Source organism: Arthrobacter sp. GQ119 (assembly GCF_059759125.1).
The window spans coordinates 127,462-150,472 of sequence record NZ_JCAXEA010000003.1; the positions used below are offsets into that span (position 1 = coordinate 127,462).

A 23,011-nucleotide genomic window follows, 5' to 3' on the forward strand; every position below is an offset into this window, starting at 1 on the left:
CCTGTTGATTGCCGGGCGCCAAGGCTGTGACTAGGGTCACAGCTATGGACACTTTGCCTCTGCCGGATGGCGGCAACGCCGCTGCCCCGCCCACGCCCGACGAGCTGCGCGAGCTGTACTCGCTCATGGCCGCGGTCCGCCACCTTGATGTCGCGGCCGTCGCCTGGCAGCGCCAGGGCATCATTCCCGGCTACGCTCCGGAGCTGGGCCAGGAGGCTGCCCAGGTGGGCAGCGCGTACGCCGTGGACAGCGCCCGGGACTTCGTCTTTCCCACGTACCGCGAGATGGGCGTCGCCCGTGCCATGGGCGTCAACATGGTGGAGTACATGTCCACGCACAAGGCCACCTGGCACGGCGGGCTGTACGATCCCAGGAAATCGCGCCTCGCCCCGATCCAGGCAGTCGTGGCCGGCTCGGTGCTGCACGCGGTGGGCTGGGCCCACGGCCAGACGCTGGACGGCAGCGACGCCGCGGCAATGACGTACCTGGGTGACGGTGCATCATCGCAGGGCGACGTCCACGAGGCCATGAACTTCGCGGCTGTGATGAAGGCCCCGGTAGTGTTCTTCGTCCAGAACAACGGCTGGGCCATCTCCCTGCCCACAGAGCGCCAGGTGGCCGGCGGCTCAGTTGCAGCGCGCGGCGCCGGCTACGGCATTCCGGGTGTTCAGGTGGATGGCAACGACGTCCTCGCGGTCCTGGGGGCCACCCGGCGCGCCTTCGCCCACTGCCGGACAGGGAATGGCCCGGTGATCATTGAGGCCATGACCTACCGCCGGGGCCCGCACTCCACCTCGGACGATCCGGGACGCTACCGCTCACTCGACGAGGAACGCGAGGGAGCGGGTGAGGATCCGCTGCACCGATTCCGGCAGCAACTGCTGGCGGACGGTGTCGCCGACGAGGGGTTCTTCGCCCGGACGGACGCCTCCGCCGTCGCGGAAGCGGAAAAGATCCGCGAAGGCCTCGAAGCGCTCGGTCCGCGGCCGGGCAGCGAAATGTTTGACCTGGTGTTCCAGGAAACAACGCCCACACTGCAGTCCCAGGCGGCCAGCTGGCGCGAGGAGTCAGAACATGTCTAATGGAATTCTTGAGGACGGGGCGACCATGACCGGAAGCCGGAGCGGAGCCACCCTCACGCTCTCCATGCAGCAGGCGCTGAACCGGGCACTGGACGAGATCCTCACCGAGAACCCCAGGGCCGTGATCTTCGGCGAGGACTGCGGCCGGCTGGGCGGTGTTTTCCGGATCACCGACGGGCTGCAGGCAAAACACGGCGTCAGCCGGGTCTTCGACACCCCGCTGGCGGAGTCCGGCATCCTCGGCATGTCCGCCGGACTCGCCATGGCCGGCTTCCACCCGATCCCGGAAGTCCAATTCGACGGCTTCGCCTATCCCGCCATCAACCAGATCGTCTGCCAGATCGCCCGGCTGAACTACCGCAGCCGCGGCGCTCTGCCCATGCCCATCACGCTGCGCGTTCCCAGCTTCGGCGGCATCCGCGCGCCTGAACACCACGGCGAAAGCCTTGAGGCGCTCTTCGCCCACGTCCCGGGCCTGAAGGTTGTCTCGCCGTCCAACCCCCACGAGGCGTACCACCTGCTCAAGTACGCCGCCACCCGGCCCGACCCGGTGATCTTCATGGAACCGAAGTCACGCTACTGGCAGAAGGGCGACGTCGACCTGAGTGCCGCCGGCGGCGGTGCGCCCACAGGCGCGAAAGTCATGCGGGAAGGGCGGCACGTCACGCTCGTGGCCTGGGGTGCGATGGTGGCCCGCTGCCTGCAGGTGGCGGACCTCGCCGCCGAGGACGGCATCGACGTCGAGGTCCTGGACCTGCGCTGGCTCAAACCCATCGACGCCGCCGCCCTGGTGACATCCGTGCGAAAGACGCGCCGCGCCGTCGTCGTCCATGAAGCGCCCCTGACCTCCGGCCTCGGGGCCGAAGTGGCCCAGCTGGTCACGCAGGGCTGCTTCGACACCCTCAAGTCCCCCGTCGAGCGCGTGACGGGATTCGACGTTCCGTACCCGTCCGGGGACCTGGAGGATGAATACATTCCCAACATTGATCGGATTCTTTTCGGCATCCAGCGGGCATTGGAGTACCGACGTGGCTGAAATCACCTTCCCGCTGCCGGACCTCGGCGAAGGCCTCATCGAGGCGACCGTGCTGGAATGGCTCGTTTCCCCGGGCGACCAGGTGGAGCGCAACCAGCCGCTCGTCGAGGTGGAAACCACGAAATCCGCGGTTGAATTGCCCAGCCCGCAGGCGGGTAAGGTGGTGCGTATCCACGGCGGGCCCGGCGATAAAATCAATGTCGGCGAGCCCCTGATTGTGTTTGAGGTGCCGGACAACACCGCCGGCATCGTGGGCACGGTCCCGACGGAAGAGGCACCGAAGCGCCGGGTCCGCCTGAGCGCCGTACTTGACGAGGACTGACATGATGAGCGGCAGACACACCGGCGAACAGCACCTGCACACGGTGGAGGGCACCGATCCCCAGCTGTACGTCGCTGTGCATGAGCCCAAGACCGACGCCGGGCTCCGGCCCATCCTGCTGATCCACGGATTCTCCTCCTCCAGCAAGCTCAACTGGGAGGACACCGGCTGGCTCGCGTTCCTCCTGGAGGCGGGCCGGCGGGTGATCACGGTGGACCTGCCCGGACACGGCCGCAGCGGCGCTCCCGAAGACATGGACTCCTACTCGCCAAGCCGGATCCGTGCGGACCTCCTGCAGATAGCGTTCGACGCCGGCGCCCGGCCAGTAGAGGCCGGTGACCCTTCCAGCGGGCTGGACGTGATCGGCTACTCACTGGGTTCCCGGCTCGGCTGGGAGTTCGGCGCCACCCAGCCGGAGCTCGTGCATAGGCTGGTCCTGGGCGGACCGAACATGGCTGATCCGCTCGCCGAATTCGACCTCGTTGCCGCCCAGCACTACCTGGCCGACGGCACGCCGATTGAGGACGAGTCCACCGCCGGGCTCCTCAAAATGGCCCAGGCACTGCCCAGCAACAATATCTTCGCCCTGCTGTCCCTGGTGGAGGCCATTAAGACCGAGCCCTACGACCCCGCAGAAGCCGTGCCGCACATGCCCATGCTGCTCGTGGCCGGTGAAAGCGACGAGCGCGCGGCGTCCCTGCCGCAGCTCGCGGAGCTGGCCGCCAAAGCCGGTTCCATGATCGAGCAGCTCGTGTTGCCCGGGCGGAACCACACCAGCGCCATCACCAGCCGCGCCTTCAAGCAGGCCGCCGTCGGCTTCCTGGGCAGCTAGGCCGGCCGCCGGCGTCCTTGTATTAGGCAGGGGGCCCCGGAATGACGACGGCGGTAGGCTGGATTTGACTGGTGGAGAAACCGGAAGAGGATCCCATGGGCATGGTTTTTGAGGACCGGGAAGATGCCGGCAGGCGCCTTGCCGCAGCCCTCCCGCAATTCCGCGGGCGGCCGGACACCGTGCTGCTCGGGCTCGCGCGGGGCGGCATCCCTGTGGCGGCCGCCGCCGCCGCCGCGCTCGACCTTCCCTACGGCGCCCTCCTGGTCCGCAAGCTCGGCATCCCCGGCCACGAGGAGACGGCCTTCGGCGCCCTGGCCTACGCGCGGGCGATAGCGGCCTCCGGCACGTCCCGGGAGGAAGATGGCGGGAGCGAGGCCGGGCCCCAGGGGTCCGAATCCGGAAGCGCTGAGACCGGCAGGATTGTCCGGCTGCTCAACCGGCCGCTCGTGGAGCGCATCCTGGAGACCGGCGCCAGGCAGGAATGGCTGGACCTGGTGGAACACCGCGAGCGGGACGAACTGATGCGCCGCGCCGGTTCCTACCCCGGCGCCCACCTGCCGCTGGGCGGCAAGACCGTGCTGCTGGTCGACGACGGCCTCGCCACCGGCGCCACCATGCGGGCCGCAGTGGAGGCGGCCCGGTCGGCCGGCGCGGCACACGTAGTGGCTGCGGCCCCCGTGGGTTCGATCGAGGCGGAACGGTCCCTCTCGCGGGTCTGCGATGTGCTGTGCCTCCATCTGCCGGGCAAGTTCCGGGCCGTGGGAAATTTCTACCGGCGCTTCGAACAGTTAACCGACGACGACGCCATCGGCCTGCTGCACGGCGCGAACGCCTGACCTTGATTCCTGTGTCACGGCTGCGGGGTCACGGCTGCGGGCCCGGACCTCCGGCCCGGGCCCGCAGCTTTGCGAACTTACTTAGTGCGCTGCATCAGCGTCAGTGATGGCTGATGCCCAGCGGGCGGCCCCTGGTTTCCTTGGCGAGAAGCACGCCGACAGCGGAGATGACGCAGAGGACCATGATGTAGATGCCGATGGATCCGGTCCAGTTCGTGGCCTGGAGCAGCGTCTCCGCGATCGTCGCGGCGAACGCGCCACCAAGGATGGCACCGAAGGCGTACCCGATCGAGATGCCCGAGTAGCGGACGTTCGCCGGGAACATCTCCGCGTACATGGCTGACATCGGTCCGTAGGACAGACCCAGGCCGATCGTCAATACGAACAGCGCGACGCCGTAGAGCACGATGTCCCTGGTGTCGATGAGCGCGAACATCGGGATCATCCAGGCGAAGACGATGCCGTAGCCGATGAGGAAGGTCTTGACCCGCCCGATCTTGTCCGAGAGCCACCCGCCGACCAGCGTGAAGATCAGCCAGCCGAAGGACGCCAAGGTGGTGGCCAGCAGTACCGGCGGAACAGGCATCTTCAGCGACCTGGTGGCGTAAGCGATAAAGAAGGCGATCAGCAGGTAGCCTGCCGCGTTGTTGCCGATGAAGATCATCGTGGAATACAGAACCGACTTCTTGTGGTGGCGGATGAGCTGGCCCAGCGGCGCCTTGCTTTCAGCCTTGCGAACGGCCATTTCCCGGAACACGGGACTCTCGGCGACAGCCCGCCGGATCAGATAGCCGACGACAATCAGCACGATGGAGAGCAGGAAGGGCACACGCCAGCCCCAGGCAGCAAAGTCCTCCCGTGACATGCCCGAGTTGAGGAAGAACAGCAGGCCGGTGGCCAGGATCATCCCGACCGGAACGCCGATCTGGGGATAGGCGCCGAACAGTCCGCGCTTGCTCTTCGGCGCGTGCTCCACCGCCATCAGCGCCGCGCCGCCCCATTCGCCGCCGGCGGAGAAGCCCTGGATGATGCGGAGGGTGATGAGCAGGATCGGAGCCCATACCCCGATCTGGGCGTAGGTCGGCAGCATGCCGATGAGGGATGTGGCGGCGCCCATCATGATGAGCGTGAAGACCAGCATGGCCTTTCGCCCCAACCTGTCACCGAGGTGGCCGGCAATGACTGCGCCGAGCGGGCGGAACAGGAAGCTGATGCCAATCAGGGCGAAGGAGAGTATCTGCGCCAGGCCGGGATTCGAAGCCTGCAGCGGCGTGAGGAACAGCGGCGACAGCAACGTCGCCGTCAGCTGGGCGAAGATGAAGAAGTCGTACCACTCGATGGTGGTGCCGACCAGCGTCCCGGCAAGGACTTTCCGTTCCTCGCGCTTGCTGCTGGGGCCCGCCTCTGAATCGACGGTGGAAAATGCGGTCATTGAAACTCCGTGGCTGGGGGCAGCTAAAGAGTACTGCCGGGATTGGATGCCGAGCGATTTACTGATCGAACGGTCAGTTGGTATGAGGATACTATGAAAATGTGACAAAGCACACTGAAAATTTCGGCGGGGCCCATTGTAACCGGACGAATCAATCCGTCCGTTTCAGGAATTCCCGCAGCCTGGCCCTGACGGGTTCACGGTTGTAGGTGTTGACGAGGGCCCCGGCCATCCGGACGGGGTCACCGAAGAAGAAGTACTCATAGAGGGACTGGCGGCCCGAGAAGCCGGAGATGGAGGCGTCGAAGGCCAATTTGAAAAGGCGCACCCGCTCAGGCCCGGTGAGTGTCTTCCCCTGCAGGTAGAGGTCAATGTCCGCCCTCGCCCCGCTGTTGACATCAGCTTCGCCGGGGAGCGCCATGAGTCCGGAGGCCGAGAACTTGCGGATGATCTGGGGAAAGCGCTGGGCCACCTTCGGGTACCAGTTGCGCGCGGCGTTGAGCGTGCTCCATTTGGGCAGCATGACGCCTGCGTCGTTCAGCTCGGCGTCAGCCTCCGAGGCGCGCACGAGGGCTTTGCCGATTTCGACGTCGATGATCAGTTCTGCGATGTCCTCCTGGATGTGCTGGAAGCCGTCGATGCCGATGGAATCCGCCAGCTCGGACGCCAGTCCAAGGAAGAACTCGCTCTTGGCAATCGTGCGGGTCACCACCTGGTGTGTCATGAGTGCGCCCGCACCGGTCTCGGTGTAGAAGGCGTTGCAGAGCTGCGGGTTGCCGAGCATGAAAATGCGTTCATCCGGGACGAAGACGTCGTCGAAAATGGCGACCGCATCCATTTCCTCGTAACGGGAAGCCAATGGCTCATCATGGGTGCTGCCGCCGTTGTAGAGCGAGGTGCGGCACAGGTACCGCAGTCCCGGCGTGTCATTGGGAATGGCAAAGGCGTACGAGTACGGCGCGTCCTCCGGTGTGCCGCGCAGCACCGTGGACGGAAAGACGAGCAGCTCGTCGGCGATGGGAGCTATGGTGGCCAGCATGCGGGCACCGCGGATGACGATGCCGTCGCTGCGCTCTTCCACAATGTGCGCGGAGAGCTGGCCGCCAAGCTGCTCGGAGCCGGACACTGACCGGTTGACCTGCGGCGGGATGAGCGTGTGGGTTGCCAGCGAATCGTTCTCGCGCGCCCACTCGTAGTAGTTGTGGATGTTCTCGGCAAATTTCGGGTCAGCCTGGGAGAACCACTTCCCGGCGGTGGCGAGCGCCGTCAGGGAGGAGTTCATGTAGTCCCCGGTGCGCCCCAGGAAACCGTTGGACGCTTCCGCCCAGGTGGAAAACGCGCGCCGCCGGTGGCGCAGGTCTTCCACGGTCTTGGGGACCAGGAAGGAGGCGTTAACGAGGTCCCCGGTGGTGGGCGATGTATAAGTCAGCGCTTCCTGGTGCTGCGGATCGTGCTGCATGTCGAACAGCTTCGCGTAGGACCTCGCCACATTGCGGAAGGCAGGGTGTTCCGCGACTTTCTCCTTGACCACGTCGCCGTCAATCACGACGTGCGGTGTCATGGCGTTGAGTTTGTCGAGATACTGCTGGCCGGTGCGGATTCCCATTGTTCTGTCTCCAGTCGTCGTTGAACTGCAGGTTGTTGGGGCGGGGGCTGTGCGTCAGAGGAGGTCTTCCATGCCCAGCTGGCTTTCCGGGATGGTGGTGAACGCGCTGTTGGCGAAGGCCAGCGCGTCTCCGTTGCGGTAGTTGAAGTCCACGACTTCGCCGAGGTAGAGGGTGTGGTCGCCGCCGTCGTACGCCGCCCACGGCTTGCATTCAAACCAGGCCAAAACGTTGGACAGCCGCGGCGCCGTCGCGCTCTCCACCCACAGCGGTTCGGGGCCCGGGCGGCCGGCGAAGTGCATCGCCAGCTGGCGCTGTTCCGCCCCCAGAATGTTGACGGTGAACGGGCGGCCGGCCAGCTCATCGTGCGCCGTGCTGCTCCGGGCAATGCTGACCAGGACCAGCGGCGGCTCCATAGACACCGAAGTGAACGAGTTCACCGTGATGCCATGGCGTTTCGTAACGCCGTCGAACGTGACGATCGCGACGCCGGTGGCGAACCTGCCCAGGCTGCCCCGGAAACGGTGGGCGCGCGGAACCGAGGTCCGCCCCGGAACTTCCGGGGCCGCTTCCGGCTTCGCAATCATCCTCGGTTCCTTGAGTGGCGGGGAGTGAGTCCGGTGAATGACCGCCGGCGGTGCACCACCGGAGGCGTGTTCAAAGAGGTATTCTATAGTTGAACTTGTGATTCCTATATGGAACGCTAGCCGAACGTGATCCCCAACACAAGACCCGGGAATAAACCGCCCCTTCCCCCCGCCTAGGATGGACAGCATGAATCCAATCGCCAGCGCCGGTGCACGGGCCGCGCAAGCCCAGGTCTCCCCGTCGCAGACGCTTTCCAGGGGCATCCGGGCCTTGGAAATCATGGCCGAAGCCGAAAATCCCCTCACGATCGCCGAACTCGCGGACGCCATGGGCGTCCACCGGTCTGTCGCGTACCGGATTCTGCGGACCCTCGAGGACCACTCGCTGCTGGTCCGGGACGACGCCGGCAGGGTGCAGCCCGGTCCCGGCCTGGCTGTCCTGGCGAGGGGAGTCTCCCGCAACCTCCAGACGGCGGCCCTCCCTGAACTCACCCAGCTTGCCAATGCCCTCAACATGACAGCGTTCATTGCCGTCTGGGACCACCAGGACTGCGTCACGCTCGTCACGGTGGAACCGCGGCACTCTGCCGCCACGGTGGTCCAGCACCCCGGTTCCCGGCATCCCATCAGCAGCGGGGCTCCCGGCATCGCCATCCAGTCAGCCCTGCAGGAAGACGACTGGAACCGGCTGGCCCCCGGAGTGCCGTACCGGGCGGAGGCTGCGGAGGCACGCGCGCGGGGCTACGCCGCGAGCCACGATGAGGTCATTGCCGGGGTTTCCTCGCTGGCCGCCCCCGTCAGGGTCCCCGGCGGACGGCCGGCAGCGGTCGCCGTCGTCTATATCCGTTCGTCCCAGGACCCCGCCGGTGTTGCCGCGGCACTCACCGAGAGCGCAGCGCGGATCGAAGCGCAGCTCGCCTGACGCTGCCGGCCCGGGCCGCCCTTCGCGCGCCGCTGTCAGGCGTGACGCTGTTCAGCTGTGACGCCGTTCAGCTGTGACGCCGGGAAGCAGCAGGACATTCAGGAGGCGGGTGCTGCAGCCGTCTTCGCCTGATTGCGCGGGATGCAGCGGACGACGACGGCGGCAACGGCGCCGAGCACGAACAGCGCCACTGCGGCCGCCACCGCAACACTGAAGGCCGCCGTGTAGCCATGGTCCTGGGCCAGCTGGCCGGCGATCCACGACCCTGCTGCCGTGCCGGCCACAATGCCGCTGGCCAGCGCCGTCATTACCGTTCCGAGACGCCCGGCAGGCGCCACCATTCCGCCGATCGCAAAGACGGTCACCATGACGGGCCCGACCGGGAGGCCGAGGACCAGCAGCACCAGGACCATGGTCCACGTGGAGTCCGGCAGGAGCAGCAGCGCTGACAGTCCGGCCATGACTGCGGCGCAGGCCAGCCAACGCGCTGAGACGGTGAACCTGGCCGGCCAGTAAGCCACCGTAATCGCCGCCGCCGCCGAACTCAGCCCCATCACCGAGTACAGGAGGCCGGCAGCCTCGATTGTCGCGAAGGCTTCGGAGAAGGAGCTCAGGGCCGTCTGGGCGGAGCCGAAGAAGGTGCCCATGCAGATCATTGCCAGCACCGGAACAGCGACGGCGGCGATGGTTGCCCACCGGCCGCGGCGGTCAATGCCTGCCGGGGCGGAGCCGCGTTTCACGGCACCGGAGGAATTGCGGGGCGCGGCGGTCCTGAGTGGAACAGCCAGGTGCGTCCGGTGGATTGCGAAGGCCGGCACGAGTGTGATGGTCATCGCCGCGGCAAGGGCCAGCGGCAGCCAGGGCGCCACCAGGCTGGCGAGCAGTCCCACGAGGGCCGGCCCCAGGACAAAGGTCAGTTCGTCCGCCGTGCCTTCATACGCCAGCGCCGTGTCCAGATCCGGGACGCTGCCTTTGCGGCCGCCGCCTGACGTCAAGGCCACCCACCTGACGCGGGCCAGGGGGCCTACCTGGGGACAACTGAAACCGGCGAGGAGCGCGGCCGCAAGGACCGGCCCGGCTGCAGCGGAAACCCCTGCAACAACACTGCCGGCAGCGGGACTGCCTGTGCCGGGAAGCGCATGGGCCAGGGCAATCAGCGTGAGGACGGCCACGGCATTCAGGACGGCGGCCACCAGCAGCACGGCTCGCTGGCCCCGGCGGTCCGCGAGGGCGCCCAGGACAGGCGCACCGACGGCCGAGCCGATCCCCACCGCTCCGGCCGCTGCGCCGCCAGTGGCATATGAGCCGCTCACGGATGTGACCAGGGTCAGCGTTCCGACAGTCAGCATGGCAAGCGGGAGGCGTGCGAAAAGGCCGAGCGGAATGAAGCCCTTACCGGCCAGCCGCGCCAGCCGGGCGAACCTGCCGCCGAAAGGGGCGGGTCCAGAATCGGCAGGTGCGGTATCCGCGCGAACATTCCGGGTGTGGAAATTTTGGGAGGGGCGCTTGGGCGCTGTGGAAGTCGTCATGTTTCCGGGCTCGTTCAGTCGTGCGCACCGTCCCCCCTCCCGATGCGCGCAACCCGGTGACTATCCGATTGTACTGGACGGGTTGTACCGGACGGGTTGGTACCGGACGGGTTGGTACCGGACGGGTTGGTACCGGACCGGCTGTAAGCCGGTTGCCAGCCTCGGGGCGCGTCAGGCCGCCATGACGGCATCGGAGATGTGGAGGGTGGAACCGTTGCGGCCCTTCACCACCTGCAGTTGGGTGCCGATCCGCTGCTTCATTTCCGCCACGTGGCTGACAAGCCCGACCACGCGCCCGCCATCGCGCAGTCCCTCGAGGGCGTCCATGACCTGCTCAAGGGCCTGCTCGTCGAGGCTGCCGAAGCCCTCGTCCACGAACAACGTCTCAATGTCCACACCGCCCGCCTCGTGCTGCACAACGTCTGCCAGACCCAGCGCGAGCGACAACGAGGCCATGAAGGACTCCCCGCCAGAGAGCGTGGACGTGTCGCGCCGCTGGCCGGTCCACGCATCCACCACTTCGAGTCCCAGCCCGGATTTTGCGCCCCGCGCGGCTTTCGCGTCCGTGTGCTGGAGCGTGTACCGGCCGTCGCTCATGGCGACCAGCCGCTCTGACGCAGCGATTGCCACCTGTTCCAACCGGGCCGCCAGAACATAGCTGTTGAGGCTCATGCGGTAGCTGTTGTCGCCGCCGCCCCGGACGGAGTCCGCCAATGCCGACAGGCGTTCTGCCTTATCACGCGGAGTCCGTCCTGATTCTGCCAGCTCTTCGTAATCTTCCCGCAGACCGCGCATGGCTCTGCACTTCTGCGCTGCCAGCCCGGCGGCGAGCGCAAGGTCTTTCGCCTGTCCGGCTGCCCGTTCGGCCTCGGCCCGCAGACGGTCTGTTTCCCCCGCCTCGGCTGTGATGCCGGCTGCGTGCTCTTCCTCGGCGAGGATCAGCTCCTCACTCGCGAACAGTTCCTCAAGCCGTGCCTGTTCGTCCCTTCCCGCCAGGACTGCCGCTTCCAGGCGCGCAGCGTCCTCCGGGTCCAGCAGGGCCTCATGGGCTGCGGCGGCGGTGCCGAAACCGGCTTCCGGCAGGGCAAGCTCGAGCTGGGCGTGCGCTTCATCCAGGCGGGCAGATGCGAGCTCCCACGTGGTGCGGGCAGAGGCAGCCCGTTCCAGGACGGCAATCGTTTCGTCGATGCCGGCAGAGCGCCGGCGCAGGCTGGGGTACCCGGCCCGCAACGCGGCAAGCGCGGCTTCAAGGGCTGTTGACTGCTGGTCCAGTTCGGCCAGCGTGGATTCCAGCTGCGCGATGCGCGACAGGCACTCGGTTCGTGCCTGCTCCGTGGCGGTGACGTGGTCCTCGAGGCCCTCGTACCGTGCCCTGGCCTCGGCCAGTTGCATCTCCGCGGCCTCCGCTTCAGCTGCCGCTGCCCGGGCAACCTTGGCGGCTGCGGCCGCGTCAGCCGGATCAGTGTCTCCGCCCTGTCCCGCCAGCACGGCAACCTCCTGCCGGGCTGCGGCAAGCTCGGCATCCAAGGCAGCGAGACTCAGCTCTGCGGCATCGCAGGCCTCCCTGGCCCGTTCCTCCTCCTCGGCAAGGCCCCGGACGGAGGCTGCGGCGGGCACAGGTTCCGGATGCTCGGTGCCGCCGCAGACGGGGCACGGTGCCCCGGCTTCCAGACGGGCCGCCAGTTCCGCCGCGGCGTTGGCCAGCCGCTGCTCACGTATGTCGAGCCATCGTTGACGGGACTCCTGGTACGCATCACGGCCCTTGAGGTGCCGCTCCGTGGCGGCTGCACATTTTCCGGCCGCAGCTCCGTAGCGCCGGACCACGTCCACGAGCTCGTCGGCAGCCATCGACTCCTTGGTCCGGAGCACTGCCTCACTTGCCAGCTGGGCCAGTGGCTGCAGCCCGGCGTGGAGCCGGTCCATTTCGGTGCCGAGGGCGGTGAGGGTTTCGGCCTGGTTCTCGGTGGTACGCAGCAGTTCCTGGCGCCGGGCGGTGACGTCTGTGCTCCTCGCAGCCAGCGCTGTGAGCCGGTCTTCGTCGGCCGCGCGCTCGTTCACGACGGCCAGCAGCGCGCGCAGCCGGCCGAGCTCGGCGGCGGTATCGACGTCTGCGGGATCTGTGTGCGCCAGCTCAACGTCCGTGCGGGCCGCCGCCTGAAGGTCGGCTGCAGCGCGTGCCATGGCACTGGCTGACCGCTCCACGGCTGACTCGGCCGCGGCAACGGCTTTGAGCTGCCCCCCGAGGGTTTCTGCTTTTCGGTGCAGGGCAAGCCGGGCAGCATTCCGTTCCAGAACGGGTGCGGCCTCGCTTGCTGCTGATTTTCGGCGCATCGCTGCGGCAAGTTTCAACTGGCGGCTTTCACGGGCCAGTTCGGCCTCGAGCCGGGCGGCGTGCTCGCCGCGGAGGGCCTCGGAGGATTCTGCCGCGGTGCCCAACTCCGCTGCCCGGCACGAGGCGGCATCCTCGAGCCAAACCAGAAGTTCCCGGTCTTTGCCGGCATGCGGAGCATTGTCGAGCTCCAGCCCCAAGGCCTCAGCCTCGGCCCGCGCCCGCTCCACCAAAAGGGCGAGCCTGCCGTTGTGCCCGCTGACTTCCTTGGCGGCTTCGGCAGCCTTCAGGGCCAGTTCACGCTCAACGGCTTCAAACCGTTCCGTTCCAAAGAGCTTCTGCAGAAGGTCCATCCGGTCTGAGGCCTTGGAGCGCAGGAACGCCGCGAAGTCTCCCTGGGGCAGCATGACCACCCGGGTGAACTGCTCCCTGTCCATGCCGAGAATCGCGGCGATCTCACCACCGGCTTCATCGTTTCTGCCGGACTTCTCAATCCATTCCCCGCCGACCCGCTCCCGCAGGAGCGTTTTGGCCTTCTGCGCGGTGAAGCCGTTCCGGCCGCGGGCGCTGGGCTTGTCCCACGCCGGAAAGCGCGAGACCTCGAAGCGCCGGCCCCTGGCTGTGAACTCACAGGTGACGCTGGGTTCTGTCGCCGGCTCGGCGTGGTCGCTGCGGAGTCTCTTGCCGTCCTGCCGCGCCCCGGGCACTGAGCCGTAGAGGGCGTAGCAGATCGCGTCCAGCACGCTGGTCTTCCCGGCACCGGTGGCACCGTTGAGGAGAAACAGCCCGTGGGCGCTGAGCCTGTCAAAATCGATGGTTTCCGTGCCGGCAAAGGGCCCGAAAGCAGAGATTTCCAGCCGGTGGATCCTCATAGCGACACTCCTTGCAGGCGGACAGTTTCCAGCGCCTCGGCCAGCAGGCTCCGCTCGGCGTCGTCGGGCTCACGGCCGCGGACGTGCTCCAGGAACCCGCAGCAGATCGAGAGGTCGTCTTCGGCCTCGGCGAGGCGGCTGCTGTAACTGACTCTGGCCGACGGCGGCGCGCCCTCCGGGTCAAAGCCGAGCACGAGGGTATCCGGGAACCGCGCCCTCAGCCGTTCCATTGCCTGGGCCGGGCGCTGGGCGTCGGTGAGGGTCACCTGGCAGTAGGCGTCCTCGGCCCAGGCATGTTGGCCGGACTCGAGGAGTTCGGAAATGGTTCCCCGGAGGACGGCCAGTTTTCTTGGCGCATCCCAGTGAACCGCCTCCACCGCCGTGATGCCCGATTCGTCAACGTCAATGAGCCAGCCGCCCTTTTGGTGCTGTGCCTCAGAGAAGGAGTAGGCCAACGGAGATCCTGAGTAGCGCACCTCAGGCGACAGCGCCTGCCGTCCGTGCAGATGGCCCAGGGCGGTATAGCTAAAGCCTGCAAAGAGGTCCAGCGGAACGGCACCGACTCCCCCGATGCTGAGATCCCGCTCGCTGTCCGAGCTGATTCCGCCACTGGCGAAGGTGTGCGCCAGCACCACGGAGTGGACGTCCCGCGACCTGCTGCGCCGGGCGATGTCTGCCCGGATGCGGTCCGTGGCCGCGCGGGTGACCTCGAAATGGCTGGCAGTCTCCACGCCGAGATGGTCGGCGACGAGCCGCGGTTCCAACCACGGTATGCCGTAGATCGCCAGCGCGGGGCCCTGCCCATCGTCCGGCCGTCCCCCAAGCGGAAGCAGCAGCGGCGTGTCCATTTCCGCGAGCCGGGTGCGCAGATGCACGCCGCCCCGCTCCATGAGCCGAGAGGCAAAGCCGAGCCTGATGGCGGAGTCATGGTTCCCGCTGGTGAGCACTACCCGGGCTCCGGCGCCGGACATCCGAACCAGGGCGTCGTCCAGCAGGCCGACAACGTCCACTCCGGGCAGCGCGCGGTCGTACACGTCGCCGGCGATGAGGACGATGTCGACGGACAGTTCCTCGACGCGGGCGACCAGCTGGTCGACAAACGCGCGCTGGGCATCGAGCATGCCAACGCCGTGGAAGGACCGGCCAAGGTGCCAGTCGGAAGTGTGCAGTAACCGCATGTTTTTAAGCTATCCGTAGGGACTGACAGTTTTGCCGACCGCGCCTGGGCGCGTCCGAATCCCACGGTGGTGGCTACTGGCGGCCAGGGCCGTCGAAGAAGTCGCGGGCCTCGTCGGGTGCAGGGGCCGGCCTTGCCTCCGGCGAGGCTGAACGGCCGGGCCCCTTACTGTCCGAGGTGTCACTGTCAGAGGTATCACTGTCAGGGGTGTCACTGTCCGATGTGCCGGTGACCGTTTCCTCAGGGGCCTCTTCGCCGCCGTCGGCCCCTTCACTGTCCGCAACGTCAACACCGTCCTCCGTACCCGTTGCAGGCTTGCCGGCCGTGCTGTCGGAGAAGCTCCGGAAAACCAGGCCGCCAATGGCCGCGCCCACCAGCGGGGCAATCCAGAACAGCCACAGCTGCCCCAGCGACCAGCTGTTGCTGAACAGCGCTGACGCGGTGGCCCGTGCGGGGTTGAACGGAGCGTTGCCGATGGCCTGGCCGAACTGCAGGAGCACCGCCAGCGTCAGGCCGACGGCGAACGGTGCCGCCGCCGCGTGGACGTTGCGGCGTGCAGTGGTGCCGAGGAAGACGGCGACCAGCAGTGCGGCACCGAGGACCTCGGCCAGGAGGACACCTGCCAGGGACGCCTGGATGACAGAGTGCTCGCCGAAGCCGGCAGTGACCGTATCGAAGGCTGCCCGGGTGTCCGGGATGGTGGGGATGGTCCGCAGGACGCCGAACAGCGCCAGCGCGCCGGCGGCGGCGCCCGCCAGCTGGGCGCCGACGTAGGCAGCGGCGTGGCCGGCCCTGATCCGCCCCGCGACGAGGTTGGCGAGCGTGATGGCCGGATTGAAGTGCCCGCCGGAAACATGGGCGAAGGCGAGCATCGCGGCCGTCACAGCCAGGCCTGCAGCCAGCGCCGCCGGCAGCGGGTTCGACTGCGGGAGGGTAAACAGCGGCACGCCCAGTCCGGCGACGACCAGGAACAGGGCTCCGAACGCTTCGGCCGCCAGCCGGGAAAGCAGTCCGGGCCGGAAGCCAGGGTCATCCGGGGGCAGCTCGGCATCGGTCGTGGATACGGACACAGGCGTGGTCATGTTCGGAGAATCCTTTGTTTTGTCGGCCGGGAACACCGGCATGTGCCGGGTCAGCCTCTGCAGTCTGCCAGTCGAGTCTGGACGGTTGCTGAATCCGAGCTTAGCGTCCCGCAGCCGGGCCCGTTCGGGAGTGAGGAAGGCCACACAACGGAGGGCCCGGTTTCGGCGGGTCGGATCCATGGCGGTCCCGGCGGGTAAATTTACTTTCATGAGCAATGTTTCCGGCACAGCGGCCGTGCCGTCCCCGAAGTCCCGCATCCACGGCTGCCTGTTGGGCGGCGCCCTTGGAGACTCCCTCGGCTATGCCGTCGAGTTCGACTCCATCGCCGTGATCCGGAGCCGGTTCGGCCGGCAGGGGTTGCAGGACTTCGCAGCGCTCGACGGCGGCAGCCACTTTTCGGACGACACGCAGATGACGCTGTACACGGTGGACGGGCTCGTCGAGGCGCTGGAGTGGGCGAATGCCGGGGTGGGGGCGGATGCGAACGCCTGCGTGTGGCTCGCCTATCTCCGCTGGCTCGATACCCAGGGCATGTCGGCCCCGGATCCGGCTCCCAGGCCGCAGCAGCGCTGGATTGACCGCCAGCCCGTGCTCAGACAGCGCAGGGCCCCCGGCGCTGCCTGCCTCAGCGGGCTGGCGACCGGGGAGATGGGCACGGTGTACCGGCCGGTCAACCCCGATTCCAAGGGCTGCGGAACGGTCATGCGGTCGGCGCCGTTCGGGCTGATCCCGCACATTCCGGCCGAATCCGTCTACAAGCTGAGCTCGGACGCAGCCTCCCTGACGCACGGACACCCGTCGGCCCGCCAGAGCGCCGGGGTCTTCAGCCTTCTGATCCATTCCCTGGTCCAGGGGCAGGGCCTGCTGGAAGCCGCACAGGTAGCCGCTGACCACGTCCGGTCCGATGCGGAAGCGGCGCCGGAACTCCGCGAGCGCCTCGACACCGCAATCCGGCGTGCCGGCGAAGCGGCCGCACCGGGGGCGGGAACGGCGGCACTGCTCGCCCCCGAGGACCTGGTCCGCGAACTCGGCGAGGGCTGGGTGGCGGAGGAGGCACTCGCCGTCGCGCTTTACGCCGTCCTGGCCACAGCGGCAGGTGCCCCAACACCGGCAGGTGGCCAAGCGGCGCCCACTCCGGCGGACCACTTCAGGGCGGCCATTGCCGTGGCCGTCAACCACAGCGGAGACAGCGATTCAACGGGATCGATCGCCGGAAATATCCTCGGCGCCTACTACGGCGAGGCATGCCTCCCGGCGGACTGGCTGGAGGCGCTCGAGGCACCCGACGTGATCCGTGGCATGGCGGACCAGCTGGTGGCTGTTACAACTGCCTGAGGGAAATGTTGTTGCAGGCTTCGCAGACGTCCTCAGGGATCATGCCCCGGCGCTGCAGGAAGCCGAAAATCACGCAGCCGAGGCAGAAACCGGCAAAGGCCTCCAGCGCAGCAGCGGCGATGAGGACGGCGAGCAGCACCCAGGCCGCGGGTGCCAGGCCCGCGAAGAACAGCACCGCCGCCGCAGTGGTGACCGCGGCCCCGATCCCCTGGGCGAACCGCTTGGGCGGTCCGGGAACCAGCTTGGGGCGGCCGAGCCGCGGAGCGAGCACCTTGACTGAGAGCAGCGCCAGCGGGGAGATCCGGGGGCCGAAAAGCACCCGGAGCCAGAAGCCGGCAGCAATGATGGCAAGCCCCCAGCCGGAGCCGGTGAGGAGCGTGGCGGCGGCGAGCAGCACCACGAGTCCGGCCGTGATTCGGGCGGCGTACTCATTGACCGGATTGGGAAAGGCGAACACCGCCCGCCAGTCCACCCCGCCCGTCGCCGTGGCCGGGGAAACGCTGGTCTCTGTTGGTCTGCTCATGGAGCAAGGCTAGGAGCGCAGGGCCGCCGCGGGGAAGCTTTGTTGCGCCACATGAATTCCGGCACCGGCCTGCCCGGTGTGCATGATGCCGGCATCCATCGTGCCGGCATCCATCGTGCCGGCATCCATCGTGCCGGCCGCCCCGCCGACCATCTGCAGGAATTCGCCCTCGGACAGGACCTCGATGGCCTGCCCCCGTTCGTGCAACTCCAGCACGCGTCTGGCCTTGCCGGTGAGCCGTCCGGACCGGAGGTCGCGGGCGTCGAATCCGTCGCCCACCACAAGGACGCTGGTCCGGGCGGTGACCCGGCTTTCCGGCCGGGCCCCCATCTCGGCGGAGCGGATTTTTGCCTCCGGCCGTGGCATGGCCAGCTGTCCGGTGAACACCACTGTCTGGCCGAAGAGCGGGTTGCCGGGTTCGGCGTCCGGATTCGGCGAGGGGTTGTCCCCTTCCTGGGGCCATCCGGTTCGGAAGGGCCGGGCAGGTCCGTCACTGCCGGCGGCGGCGAGGGCCGTGAGAGTCGCCTTGGACAGCTCGTCTGCGGCCGGGTGAAAGGCCTGCTGCTGAGGTAGCGACAGGCCGAGTGACAGGTAAAGCTCCGCAACGCTGTTTGCCCGGTTGCGGGCCGCGATGTCGATCAGGATGCCGGCGCAGGCCCTCGCATCCTCGGCTGCATCGTGGTGGTTGATCAGGGGCACGCCGGCCTCTTCGGCAGCGAAGGGCAGGGAGTTGGAGACCAGTGAGTAGCAGCGCCGGGACAGCATGACGGTGCAGACGTAGTCGTATGCCGGCCCGGGCAATCCGGAGACCTCGAGTCCGGAGCGGATGACGCCCAGGTCGAAGGCGGCGTTGTGCGCGGCGATGATGTCGCCGCCTATGAATGCGCCGATTTCAGCGAAAAGCTCCCCGAAGCGCGGCTGGCCGGCAACCTTTTCGGGCGTGATGCCGTGGATCCGCACGTTGTGGTAGTCGAACGTGTCGTGGTTTTCCGGAGGTCTCATCAGCCAGGACGCTTCCTCGACGATCACACCGCCGCGGACCTTGCTGAGGCCAACGGCGCACGGCGAACCGCGAAAGCCGTTGGCGGTCTCGAAGTCGATCGCCGTAAAGTCCAAACTCACGGGCTCAACTTTAGCGCCGCGGAAGCAGTGGCAAGGTCAAGTACCCTTGGAAGGTGAACTTTAATGCCATCAGCGACTTTGCCGTGCCCATGTTGGGAGGAGCCGGACCGGTCCAGCCGCAGCTGGCTTCGTTCCTTCCCGACTGGCTAAATCCCCAGGTCTTCCTCGCCGACCCTGCCCTGGCCCCATGGGTGGTGTTGCTGGTCTGCGGAATCATCTTCGCCGAAACCGGCCTGCTCATCGGGTTCTTCCTGCCCGGCGACTCCTTGCTGTTCACTGCCGGCCTGCTCGTGGCGACCGACACGATCAAGTTCAACATCTGGCTCTTTGCCGCGCTCATCATCGGGGCGGCAATCATCGGAAACCAGACGGGCTACCTCATCGGCTCCAAGGCAGGCCCGGCGATCTTCAACAAGCCGGATTCGCGGCTGTTCAAACACGAGAACGTTGAAAGCGCCCACAAATTCTTTGAGAAGCACGGCGGCAAGGCCCTGATTCTGGCCCGTTTCGTCCCCATCATCCGCACCTTCGTGCCGGTCATCGTCGGCGTGGCCCAGATGGACAAGCGGAAATTCTTCCTCTTCAACGTGATCGGCGCGTTCCTGTGGGGCGGCGGCGTGACGCTCCTGGGCTACCTGCTGGGCGACAGGATTCCGTGGGTCCGCGAGAACCTGGACATCATCTTCATCGTGATCGTCCTGCTCTCCGTGATTCCGATTGGCATCGAGGTCTTCCGCGGAATGATCGCCAAGCGCCAGGCTGCCAGGTACGGCACGGATGTGGTGGAGGAGTTCATCGAGGAGCACGAGCCCGAAGAGGAACGCAAGACGCCGTAGGTCCTCACACACAACGAACGGCCGTTCCCCGCATAAGCGTTGCTGGCCAGCGACGCCTATGCGGGGAACGGCCGTTTAACCGGACCTAGCCCTGGGCGAGGGCTTCGACTATCGCCGGCAGCAGTGCGCGGAAGGCCTGCCCGCGGTGGCTGATGGCGTTCTTCTCCTCGGGGGTGAGCTCCGCGCAGCTGCGGTCGAGCCCGAGGGGCTGGAGCACCGGGTCATAGCCGAAACCGCCCTCACCGCGCGGTTCGCGCAAAAGGGTGCCTGCGAGCTGGCCGTATTCCACCACCTCGCGTGCCCCGTCCCCGGACGCGGAGCCGGACGCGGAGCCGGATGCCGACGCCGGCACTGCCAGGGCCGCTGCGCACACGAAGGCCGCGCCGCGGTGGGCATCCGGCACATCAGCGAGCTGGGCCAGCAGCAGCCGGAGATTGGCGGCATCGTCGCCGTGCCGCCCGGACCAGCGGGCAGAAAAGATGCCGGGGGCCCCGCCGAGCACGTCCACCGACAGCCCGGAGTCGTCGGCGATCGCCACCAGCCCCGTGGCATCGGCCACGGCCCGGGCCTTGAGCAATGAGTTCTCCGCAAAGGTTACGCCGGTCTCGGCCACGTCAGGGCCCCCGACGGCGGACGCGTCCACCACCTGCGTGTCCACGTCCAGCCCGGGAACCTGCCCGCGCAGCAGCTCGCGCAGTTCCCGGAGCTTCCCCTTGTTGTGCGTGGCCAGGACGAGCCGGGGCGCGCCGGGCTGCCTGCCGGCCGTGTTTTCGTTTACGGTTCCCTTGCCGGTCACGGCGCTTCGGCCAGGGTCTCGCGCTGGATGGCTGCGAGCTGCTCCGTCCCCAGAAGCGCAAGGTCGAGCAGCTTGTTGAGCTCATCCCGGTCGAACGGGGCACCCTCGGCGGTGCCCTGCACCTCGACGAACTTGCCCGAACCCGTCACCACGACGTTCATGTCGGTCTCGGCCCGGACATCCTCGATGTACGGCAGGTCAAGCATCGGAACGCCGTCGATGATGCCAACGGACACGGCGGCGATGGTATCCACAAGCGGCTGGGCGTTGCGGGCGATCATCTTGTTCTCGCGGGCAAAGCGGATCGCTTCGGCGAGGGCCACATAGGCGCCGGTGATGGCGGCAGTCCGCGTCCCGCCGTCGGCCTGGAGGACGTCGCAGTCCAGAACGATGGTGTTTTCGCCGAGTGCCTTAGTGTCGATGATCGAACGCAGCGAGCGTCCGATCAGGCGGGAAATCTCATGGGTGCGGCCGCCGATCTTGCCTTTGACCGACTCGCGGTCGGACCGCGTGTTCGTGGCGCGCGGGAGCATGGCGTACTCGGCCGTGACCCAGCCGCGGCCTTCGCCCTTGAGCCAGCGGGGAACGCCCTCGGTCAGAGAAGCCGTGCACAGCACCCGGGTGTTGCCGAACTCGATCAGGGCGGATCCTTCCGCCTGCTTGGACCAGCCGCGGGTGATGCTGATGGGGCGGAGCTGGTCCGGGGTGCGGCCGTCGGCACGGATGACGGGGGCAGTGGTTGCTTCGGAAGTCATGCCCTTAGCTTATCGATTTATCCACTGGCGGCTGGCGCCCCAAGCCTCAGACGGTGTAGTGAACTCCGGCGACCGCAACCGCGACATCGCCGCCGAAAGCCGGACGTGCCTCGGCCATGACCTTCGTCTGCGATGTCCAGACCGGGATGTGCGTCAGGAGCAGACGGCGGGCGCCGGCCACCGCAGCCGCCTCGCCGGCCCGCTTGCCGGTCAGGTGGACGTCCTTGATGCCGTCGTCGCGGCCCTCTTCGAAGGCCGCCTCGCACAGGAACAGGTCAGCGTCCTTGGCAGCTTCTTCCAGCCCGCGGCACGAATCGGTATCGCCTGAGTAGGTCAGGACGCGCGTCACGGCCGCCCCGGCCGCGTCGGGTTCGGTCGCCTCCACGCGCAGCGCGTAGGCCTCCTCCACGGGATGGTTCACCGTGAAGGGTGTCACCGTGAAGGGCCCCACGGTGACGGACTGGCGCTCGGTCCAGTTGGTGAAGTCGAATTCCTCGTGCATGCCGGGGTCGAGTTCGAGGCCATACGCGGTGGCCATCCTGTCAGCCGTTGCGGCAGGTCCCCAGACCGGGATGCGCCCCCGGTTCCAGCCGCCCGGTTTCCAGCGCACGGCCACGTGCAGTCCGCACAGGTCCATGCAGTGGTCCGGATGCAGGTGCGTCAGGAATATGGCGTCGATGTCCTCGAGGTCCGTGTAGCGCTGGATGGCGCCGAGGGCTCCGCTGCCAAGGTCCATGACGACTTTCCAGGTGCGTTCGCCGTCGTGCGCTGTCAGCAGGTAGCAGGACGCGGGCGAGCCGGGGCCGGGGAAGGATCCGGTGCAGCCGACGATGGTGAGCTTCACAGGGCGGAACCTCCGGAAGAGGAGTTGCCGCCGGCACCCTGTCCCACAAAGTTCGAGATGCGCGGCCGGGCAGCCGCGCCCTGGGCGGCGGCGATCATCTCCGGCGTAATGCGCGCCAGGCTGCCGGTAGGATACTGTGCCGCCACATGGTCGACATGTTTGACGCTGAGGACCTCGGGCCCGAGGAACCTGCGCGCCAGCGCCTCGAACTGGCTGGCGTCGCCCGTGGCGATGAAGCTGTGTTCCGGCGCGGCGGCGGCAGTCCGTTCCAGGCCCCGGCTGGCGAGCGCGCGGTACACGTCCTTGGCCGTTTCCTCGGCGCTGGAGACGAGGGTGACGTCCTCGCCCATGACGTAGGAAATGACCCCGGTCAGCAGGGGGTAGTGGGTGCAGCCCAGCACTACCGTGTCCACTCCCGCAGCCTTCAGCGGCTCGAGGTACTCCCCCGCCACCGCCAGCAGTTCGGGCCCGGTGGTGATGCCCGCCTCCACATAGCTGACGAACGCAGGGCAGGCCACGGAGGTGATGGAAAGGTCCGGGGCCGCAGCAAACGTGTCCTCGTAGGCACGCGAACCCACGGTGGCCGAGGTGCCGATGACGCCGACGCGGCCGGTGCGGGTGGCCGCCACGGCCCGCCTGACGGCCGGCTGGATCACCTCGATCACGGGTATCCCGTAGCGGGCCGTGTACCGCTCGCGGGCGTCCCGGAGGACCGCGGCCGACGCCGAGTTGCAGGCGATGGTGAGCAGCTTGACGCCGGAATCCACCAGTTCATCCATGACACCCAGGGCATTGGCGCGCACCTCGGCGATGGGGAGCGGACCGTAGGGCCCGTGGGCCGTGTCACCGACATAGAGGATCGATTCGTTCGGCAACTGGTCGATGATGGACCGTGCCACAGTGAGTCCGCCGACGCCCGAATCAAAGACCCCGATCGGCAGCGATCCCAGAGTCCCGCCGATGTCCGTTGCGGAATCCGGCGCAGCTCCTGCTGCGGGATCCGTGCTCGATGCTGAAGTCATGATTATTCGAGGATAGGTCTTCCCGGTAGGCGCGGCCATCAAATGTGGTGTCCGCCTCGTGTCGAATTTGTCACATTTGGGAACCCACGCGCACTCCCATACGTGGAGGCCCGGCGGACGGAGTGCCCGGATGTA

General features: G+C 67.5%; 21 protein-coding genes. 8 read left to right on the plus strand and 13 right to left on the minus strand.

Features of this window, described 5'->3' with window-relative positions:
* The first annotated feature begins 44 nt into the window (after positions 1 to 44).
* The 5 genes from AC6CH3_RS04135 to AC6CH3_RS04155 all read left to right on the plus strand — a co-directional run bounded on the left by AC6CH3_RS04135 (position 45) and on the right by AC6CH3_RS04155 (position 4,108).
* A complete protein-coding gene (locus AC6CH3_RS04135; protein WP_498131240.1) occupies positions 45 to 1,082 on the plus strand; it encodes a thiamine pyrophosphate-dependent dehydrogenase E1 component subunit alpha in 1,038 nt (345 codons plus the stop codon).
* Entirely contained in the window at positions 1,075 to 2,118 is a 1,044-nt protein-coding gene (locus AC6CH3_RS04140) for an alpha-ketoacid dehydrogenase subunit beta (RefSeq protein WP_498131241.1), read from the plus strand. Before AC6CH3_RS04135 ends, AC6CH3_RS04140 begins: the two co-directional genes overlap by 8 nt.
* On the plus strand, positions 2,111 to 2,440 hold the full coding sequence (locus tag AC6CH3_RS04145; RefSeq protein ID WP_494036328.1) for a biotin/lipoyl-containing protein: 330 nt from the start codon (positions 2,111 to 2,113) through the stop codon (positions 2,438 to 2,440). Before AC6CH3_RS04140 ends, AC6CH3_RS04145 begins: the two co-directional genes overlap by 8 nt.
* 4 nt (positions 2,441 to 2,444) lie before the next feature.
* Complete coding sequence (locus AC6CH3_RS04150; RefSeq protein ID WP_498131242.1) at positions 2,445 to 3,272, plus strand: alpha/beta fold hydrolase; 828 nt, start codon at positions 2,445 to 2,447, stop codon at positions 3,270 to 3,272.
* 95 nt (positions 3,273 to 3,367) lie between these two features.
* Entirely contained in the window at positions 3,368 to 4,108 is a 741-nt protein-coding gene (locus AC6CH3_RS04155) for a phosphoribosyltransferase (protein WP_498131368.1), read from the plus strand.
* A 100-nt stretch (positions 4,109 to 4,208) separates the two neighbouring features.
* On the opposite strand, the gene AC6CH3_RS04160 is transcribed toward AC6CH3_RS04155, so the two are convergent.
* The 3 genes from AC6CH3_RS04160 to AC6CH3_RS04170 all read right to left on the minus strand — a co-directional run bounded on the left by AC6CH3_RS04160 (position 4,209) and on the right by AC6CH3_RS04170 (position 7,731).
* Positions 4,209 to 5,540: an MFS transporter gene (locus tag AC6CH3_RS04160; RefSeq protein ID WP_498131243.1), complete on the minus strand. Its 1,332-nt coding sequence runs from the start codon at positions 5,538 to 5,540 to the stop codon at positions 4,209 to 4,211.
* Positions 5,541 to 5,691: 151 nt separating this feature from the next.
* A complete protein-coding gene (gene hpaB / locus AC6CH3_RS04165; RefSeq protein ID WP_498131244.1) occupies positions 5,692 to 7,146 on the minus strand; it encodes a 4-hydroxyphenylacetate 3-monooxygenase, oxygenase component in 1,455 nt (484 codons plus the stop codon).
* A gap of 54 nt (positions 7,147 to 7,200) precedes the next feature.
* Entirely contained in the window at positions 7,201 to 7,731 is a 531-nt protein-coding gene (locus tag AC6CH3_RS04170) for a flavin reductase family protein (RefSeq protein WP_498131245.1), read from the minus strand.
* A gap of 187 nt (positions 7,732 to 7,918) precedes the next feature.
* Between AC6CH3_RS04170 and AC6CH3_RS04175 the strand changes: the two genes are divergently transcribed.
* Positions 7,919 to 8,653: an IclR family transcriptional regulator gene (locus AC6CH3_RS04175; RefSeq protein WP_498131246.1), complete on the plus strand. Its 735-nt coding sequence runs from the start codon at positions 7,919 to 7,921 to the stop codon at positions 8,651 to 8,653.
* 98 nt (positions 8,654 to 8,751) lie between these two features.
* On the opposite strand, the gene AC6CH3_RS04180 is transcribed toward AC6CH3_RS04175, so the two are convergent.
* From AC6CH3_RS04180 to AC6CH3_RS04195, 4 genes are all read right to left on the minus strand, one after another.
* Complete coding sequence (locus AC6CH3_RS04180) at positions 8,752 to 10,182, minus strand: MFS transporter (RefSeq protein WP_498131247.1); 1,431 nt, start codon at positions 10,180 to 10,182, stop codon at positions 8,752 to 8,754.
* A 171-nt stretch (positions 10,183 to 10,353) separates the two neighbouring features.
* Complete coding sequence (locus AC6CH3_RS04185; RefSeq protein WP_498131248.1) at positions 10,354 to 13,383, minus strand: AAA family ATPase; 3,030 nt, start codon at positions 13,381 to 13,383, stop codon at positions 10,354 to 10,356.
* The gene (locus AC6CH3_RS04190; RefSeq protein WP_498131249.1) at positions 13,380 to 14,561 is read right to left on the minus strand and encodes an exonuclease SbcCD subunit D; all 1,182 of its coding nucleotides are present in this window, start codon (positions 14,559 to 14,561) and stop codon (positions 13,380 to 13,382) included. Before AC6CH3_RS04190 ends, AC6CH3_RS04185 begins: the two co-directional genes overlap by 4 nt.
* A 73-nt stretch (positions 14,562 to 14,634) precedes the next feature.
* A complete protein-coding gene (locus AC6CH3_RS04195; protein ID WP_498131250.1) occupies positions 14,635 to 15,642 on the minus strand; it encodes an aquaporin in 1,008 nt (335 codons plus the stop codon).
* Between the two features lie 208 nt (positions 15,643 to 15,850).
* On the opposite strand from AC6CH3_RS04195, the gene AC6CH3_RS04200 reads away from it, so the two are divergent.
* Positions 15,851 to 16,978 carry an ADP-ribosylglycohydrolase family protein gene (locus AC6CH3_RS04200; protein WP_498131251.1) on the plus strand — a complete coding sequence of 376 codons (1,128 nt, stop codon included), beginning with the start codon at positions 15,851 to 15,853 and terminating at the stop codon, positions 16,976 to 16,978.
* On the opposite strand, the gene AC6CH3_RS04205 is transcribed toward AC6CH3_RS04200, so the two are convergent.
* Both AC6CH3_RS04205 and AC6CH3_RS04210 read right to left on the minus strand, forming a co-directional pair.
* The gene (locus AC6CH3_RS04205; RefSeq protein WP_498131252.1) at positions 16,965 to 17,501 is read right to left on the minus strand and encodes a DUF4395 domain-containing protein; all 537 of its coding nucleotides are present in this window, start codon (positions 17,499 to 17,501) and stop codon (positions 16,965 to 16,967) included. The genes AC6CH3_RS04200 and AC6CH3_RS04205 overlap by 14 nt on opposite strands.
* A gap of 9 nt (positions 17,502 to 17,510) precedes the next feature.
* The gene (locus tag AC6CH3_RS04210) at positions 17,511 to 18,623 is read right to left on the minus strand and encodes a 3'-5' exonuclease (RefSeq protein WP_498131253.1); all 1,113 of its coding nucleotides are present in this window, start codon (positions 18,621 to 18,623) and stop codon (positions 17,511 to 17,513) included.
* A 68-nt stretch (positions 18,624 to 18,691) separates the two neighbouring features.
* Here AC6CH3_RS04210 and AC6CH3_RS04215 point away from each other — a divergent pair, with 68 nt between their 5' ends.
* The gene (locus tag AC6CH3_RS04215; protein WP_498131369.1) at positions 18,692 to 19,459 is read left to right on the plus strand and encodes a VTT domain-containing protein; all 768 of its coding nucleotides are present in this window, start codon (positions 18,692 to 18,694) and stop codon (positions 19,457 to 19,459) included.
* Between the two features lie 85 nt (positions 19,460 to 19,544).
* Here AC6CH3_RS04215 and rdgB read toward each other — a convergent pair whose 3' ends face one another.
* The 4 genes from rdgB to murI are packed head-to-tail and all read right to left on the minus strand — an operon-like array spanning position 19,545 to position 22,876.
* Positions 19,545 to 20,255, minus strand: coding sequence for an RdgB/HAM1 family non-canonical purine NTP pyrophosphatase (gene rdgB / locus AC6CH3_RS04220; RefSeq protein WP_498131254.1), 711 nt, complete (start codon positions 20,253 to 20,255; stop codon positions 19,545 to 19,547).
* Positions 20,252 to 21,010, minus strand: a complete 759-nt coding sequence (gene rph, locus AC6CH3_RS04225) for a ribonuclease PH (RefSeq protein ID WP_240460304.1) — start codon at positions 21,008 to 21,010, stop codon at positions 20,252 to 20,254. Before rph ends, rdgB begins: the two co-directional genes overlap by 4 nt.
* A gap of 46 nt (positions 21,011 to 21,056) precedes the next feature.
* Complete coding sequence (locus AC6CH3_RS04230; protein ID WP_498131255.1) at positions 21,057 to 21,854, minus strand: MBL fold metallo-hydrolase; 798 nt, start codon at positions 21,852 to 21,854, stop codon at positions 21,057 to 21,059.
* Complete coding sequence (gene murI, locus AC6CH3_RS04235; protein WP_498131256.1) at positions 21,851 to 22,876, minus strand: glutamate racemase; 1,026 nt, start codon at positions 22,874 to 22,876, stop codon at positions 21,851 to 21,853. Before murI ends, AC6CH3_RS04230 begins: the two co-directional genes overlap by 4 nt.
* Positions 22,877 to 23,011 lie beyond the last annotated feature (135 nt).

Coding starts and splice junctions, on each gene's coding strand:
- AC6CH3_RS04190 (WP_498131249.1), bottom strand. CDS start 14,561: ATGCGGTTACTGCACACTTCCGACTGGCACCTTGGCCGGTCCTTCCAC.
- AC6CH3_RS04150 (WP_498131242.1), top strand. CDS start 2,445: ATGAGCGGCAGACACACCGGCGAACAGCACCTGCACACGGTGGAGGGC.
- AC6CH3_RS04155 (WP_498131368.1), top strand. CDS start 3,368: ATGGGCATGGTTTTTGAGGACCGGGAAGATGCCGGCAGGCGCCTTGCC.
- rph (WP_240460304.1), bottom strand. CDS start 21,010: ATGACTTCCGAAGCAACCACTGCCCCCGTCATCCGTGCCGACGGCCGC.
- AC6CH3_RS04180 (WP_498131247.1), bottom strand. CDS start 10,182: ATGACGACTTCCACAGCGCCCAAGCGCCCCTCCCAAAATTTCCACACC.
- AC6CH3_RS04170 (WP_498131245.1), bottom strand. CDS start 7,731: ATGATTGCGAAGCCGGAAGCGGCCCCGGAAGTTCCGGGGCGGACCTCG.
- AC6CH3_RS04205 (WP_498131252.1), bottom strand. CDS start 17,501: ATGAGCAGACCAACAGAGACCAGCGTTTCCCCGGCCACGGCGACGGGC.
- AC6CH3_RS04185 (WP_498131248.1), bottom strand. CDS start 13,383: ATGAGGATCCACCGGCTGGAAATCTCTGCTTTCGGGCCCTTTGCCGGC.
- AC6CH3_RS04140 (WP_498131241.1), top strand. CDS start 1,075: ATGTCTAATGGAATTCTTGAGGACGGGGCGACCATGACCGGAAGCCGG.
- hpaB (WP_498131244.1), bottom strand. CDS start 7,146: ATGGGAATCCGCACCGGCCAGCAGTATCTCGACAAACTCAACGCCATG.
- murI (WP_498131256.1), bottom strand. CDS start 22,876: ATGACTTCAGCATCGAGCACGGATCCCGCAGCAGGAGCTGCGCCGGAT.
- AC6CH3_RS04200 (WP_498131251.1), top strand. CDS start 15,851: ATGAGCAATGTTTCCGGCACAGCGGCCGTGCCGTCCCCGAAGTCCCGC.
- AC6CH3_RS04160 (WP_498131243.1), bottom strand. CDS start 5,540: ATGACCGCATTTTCCACCGTCGATTCAGAGGCGGGCCCCAGCAGCAAG.
- AC6CH3_RS04195 (WP_498131250.1), bottom strand. CDS start 15,642: ATGACCACGCCTGTGTCCGTATCCACGACCGATGCCGAGCTGCCCCCG.
- AC6CH3_RS04135 (WP_498131240.1), top strand. CDS start 45: ATGGACACTTTGCCTCTGCCGGATGGCGGCAACGCCGCTGCCCCGCCC.
- AC6CH3_RS04175 (WP_498131246.1), top strand. CDS start 7,919: ATGAATCCAATCGCCAGCGCCGGTGCACGGGCCGCGCAAGCCCAGGTC.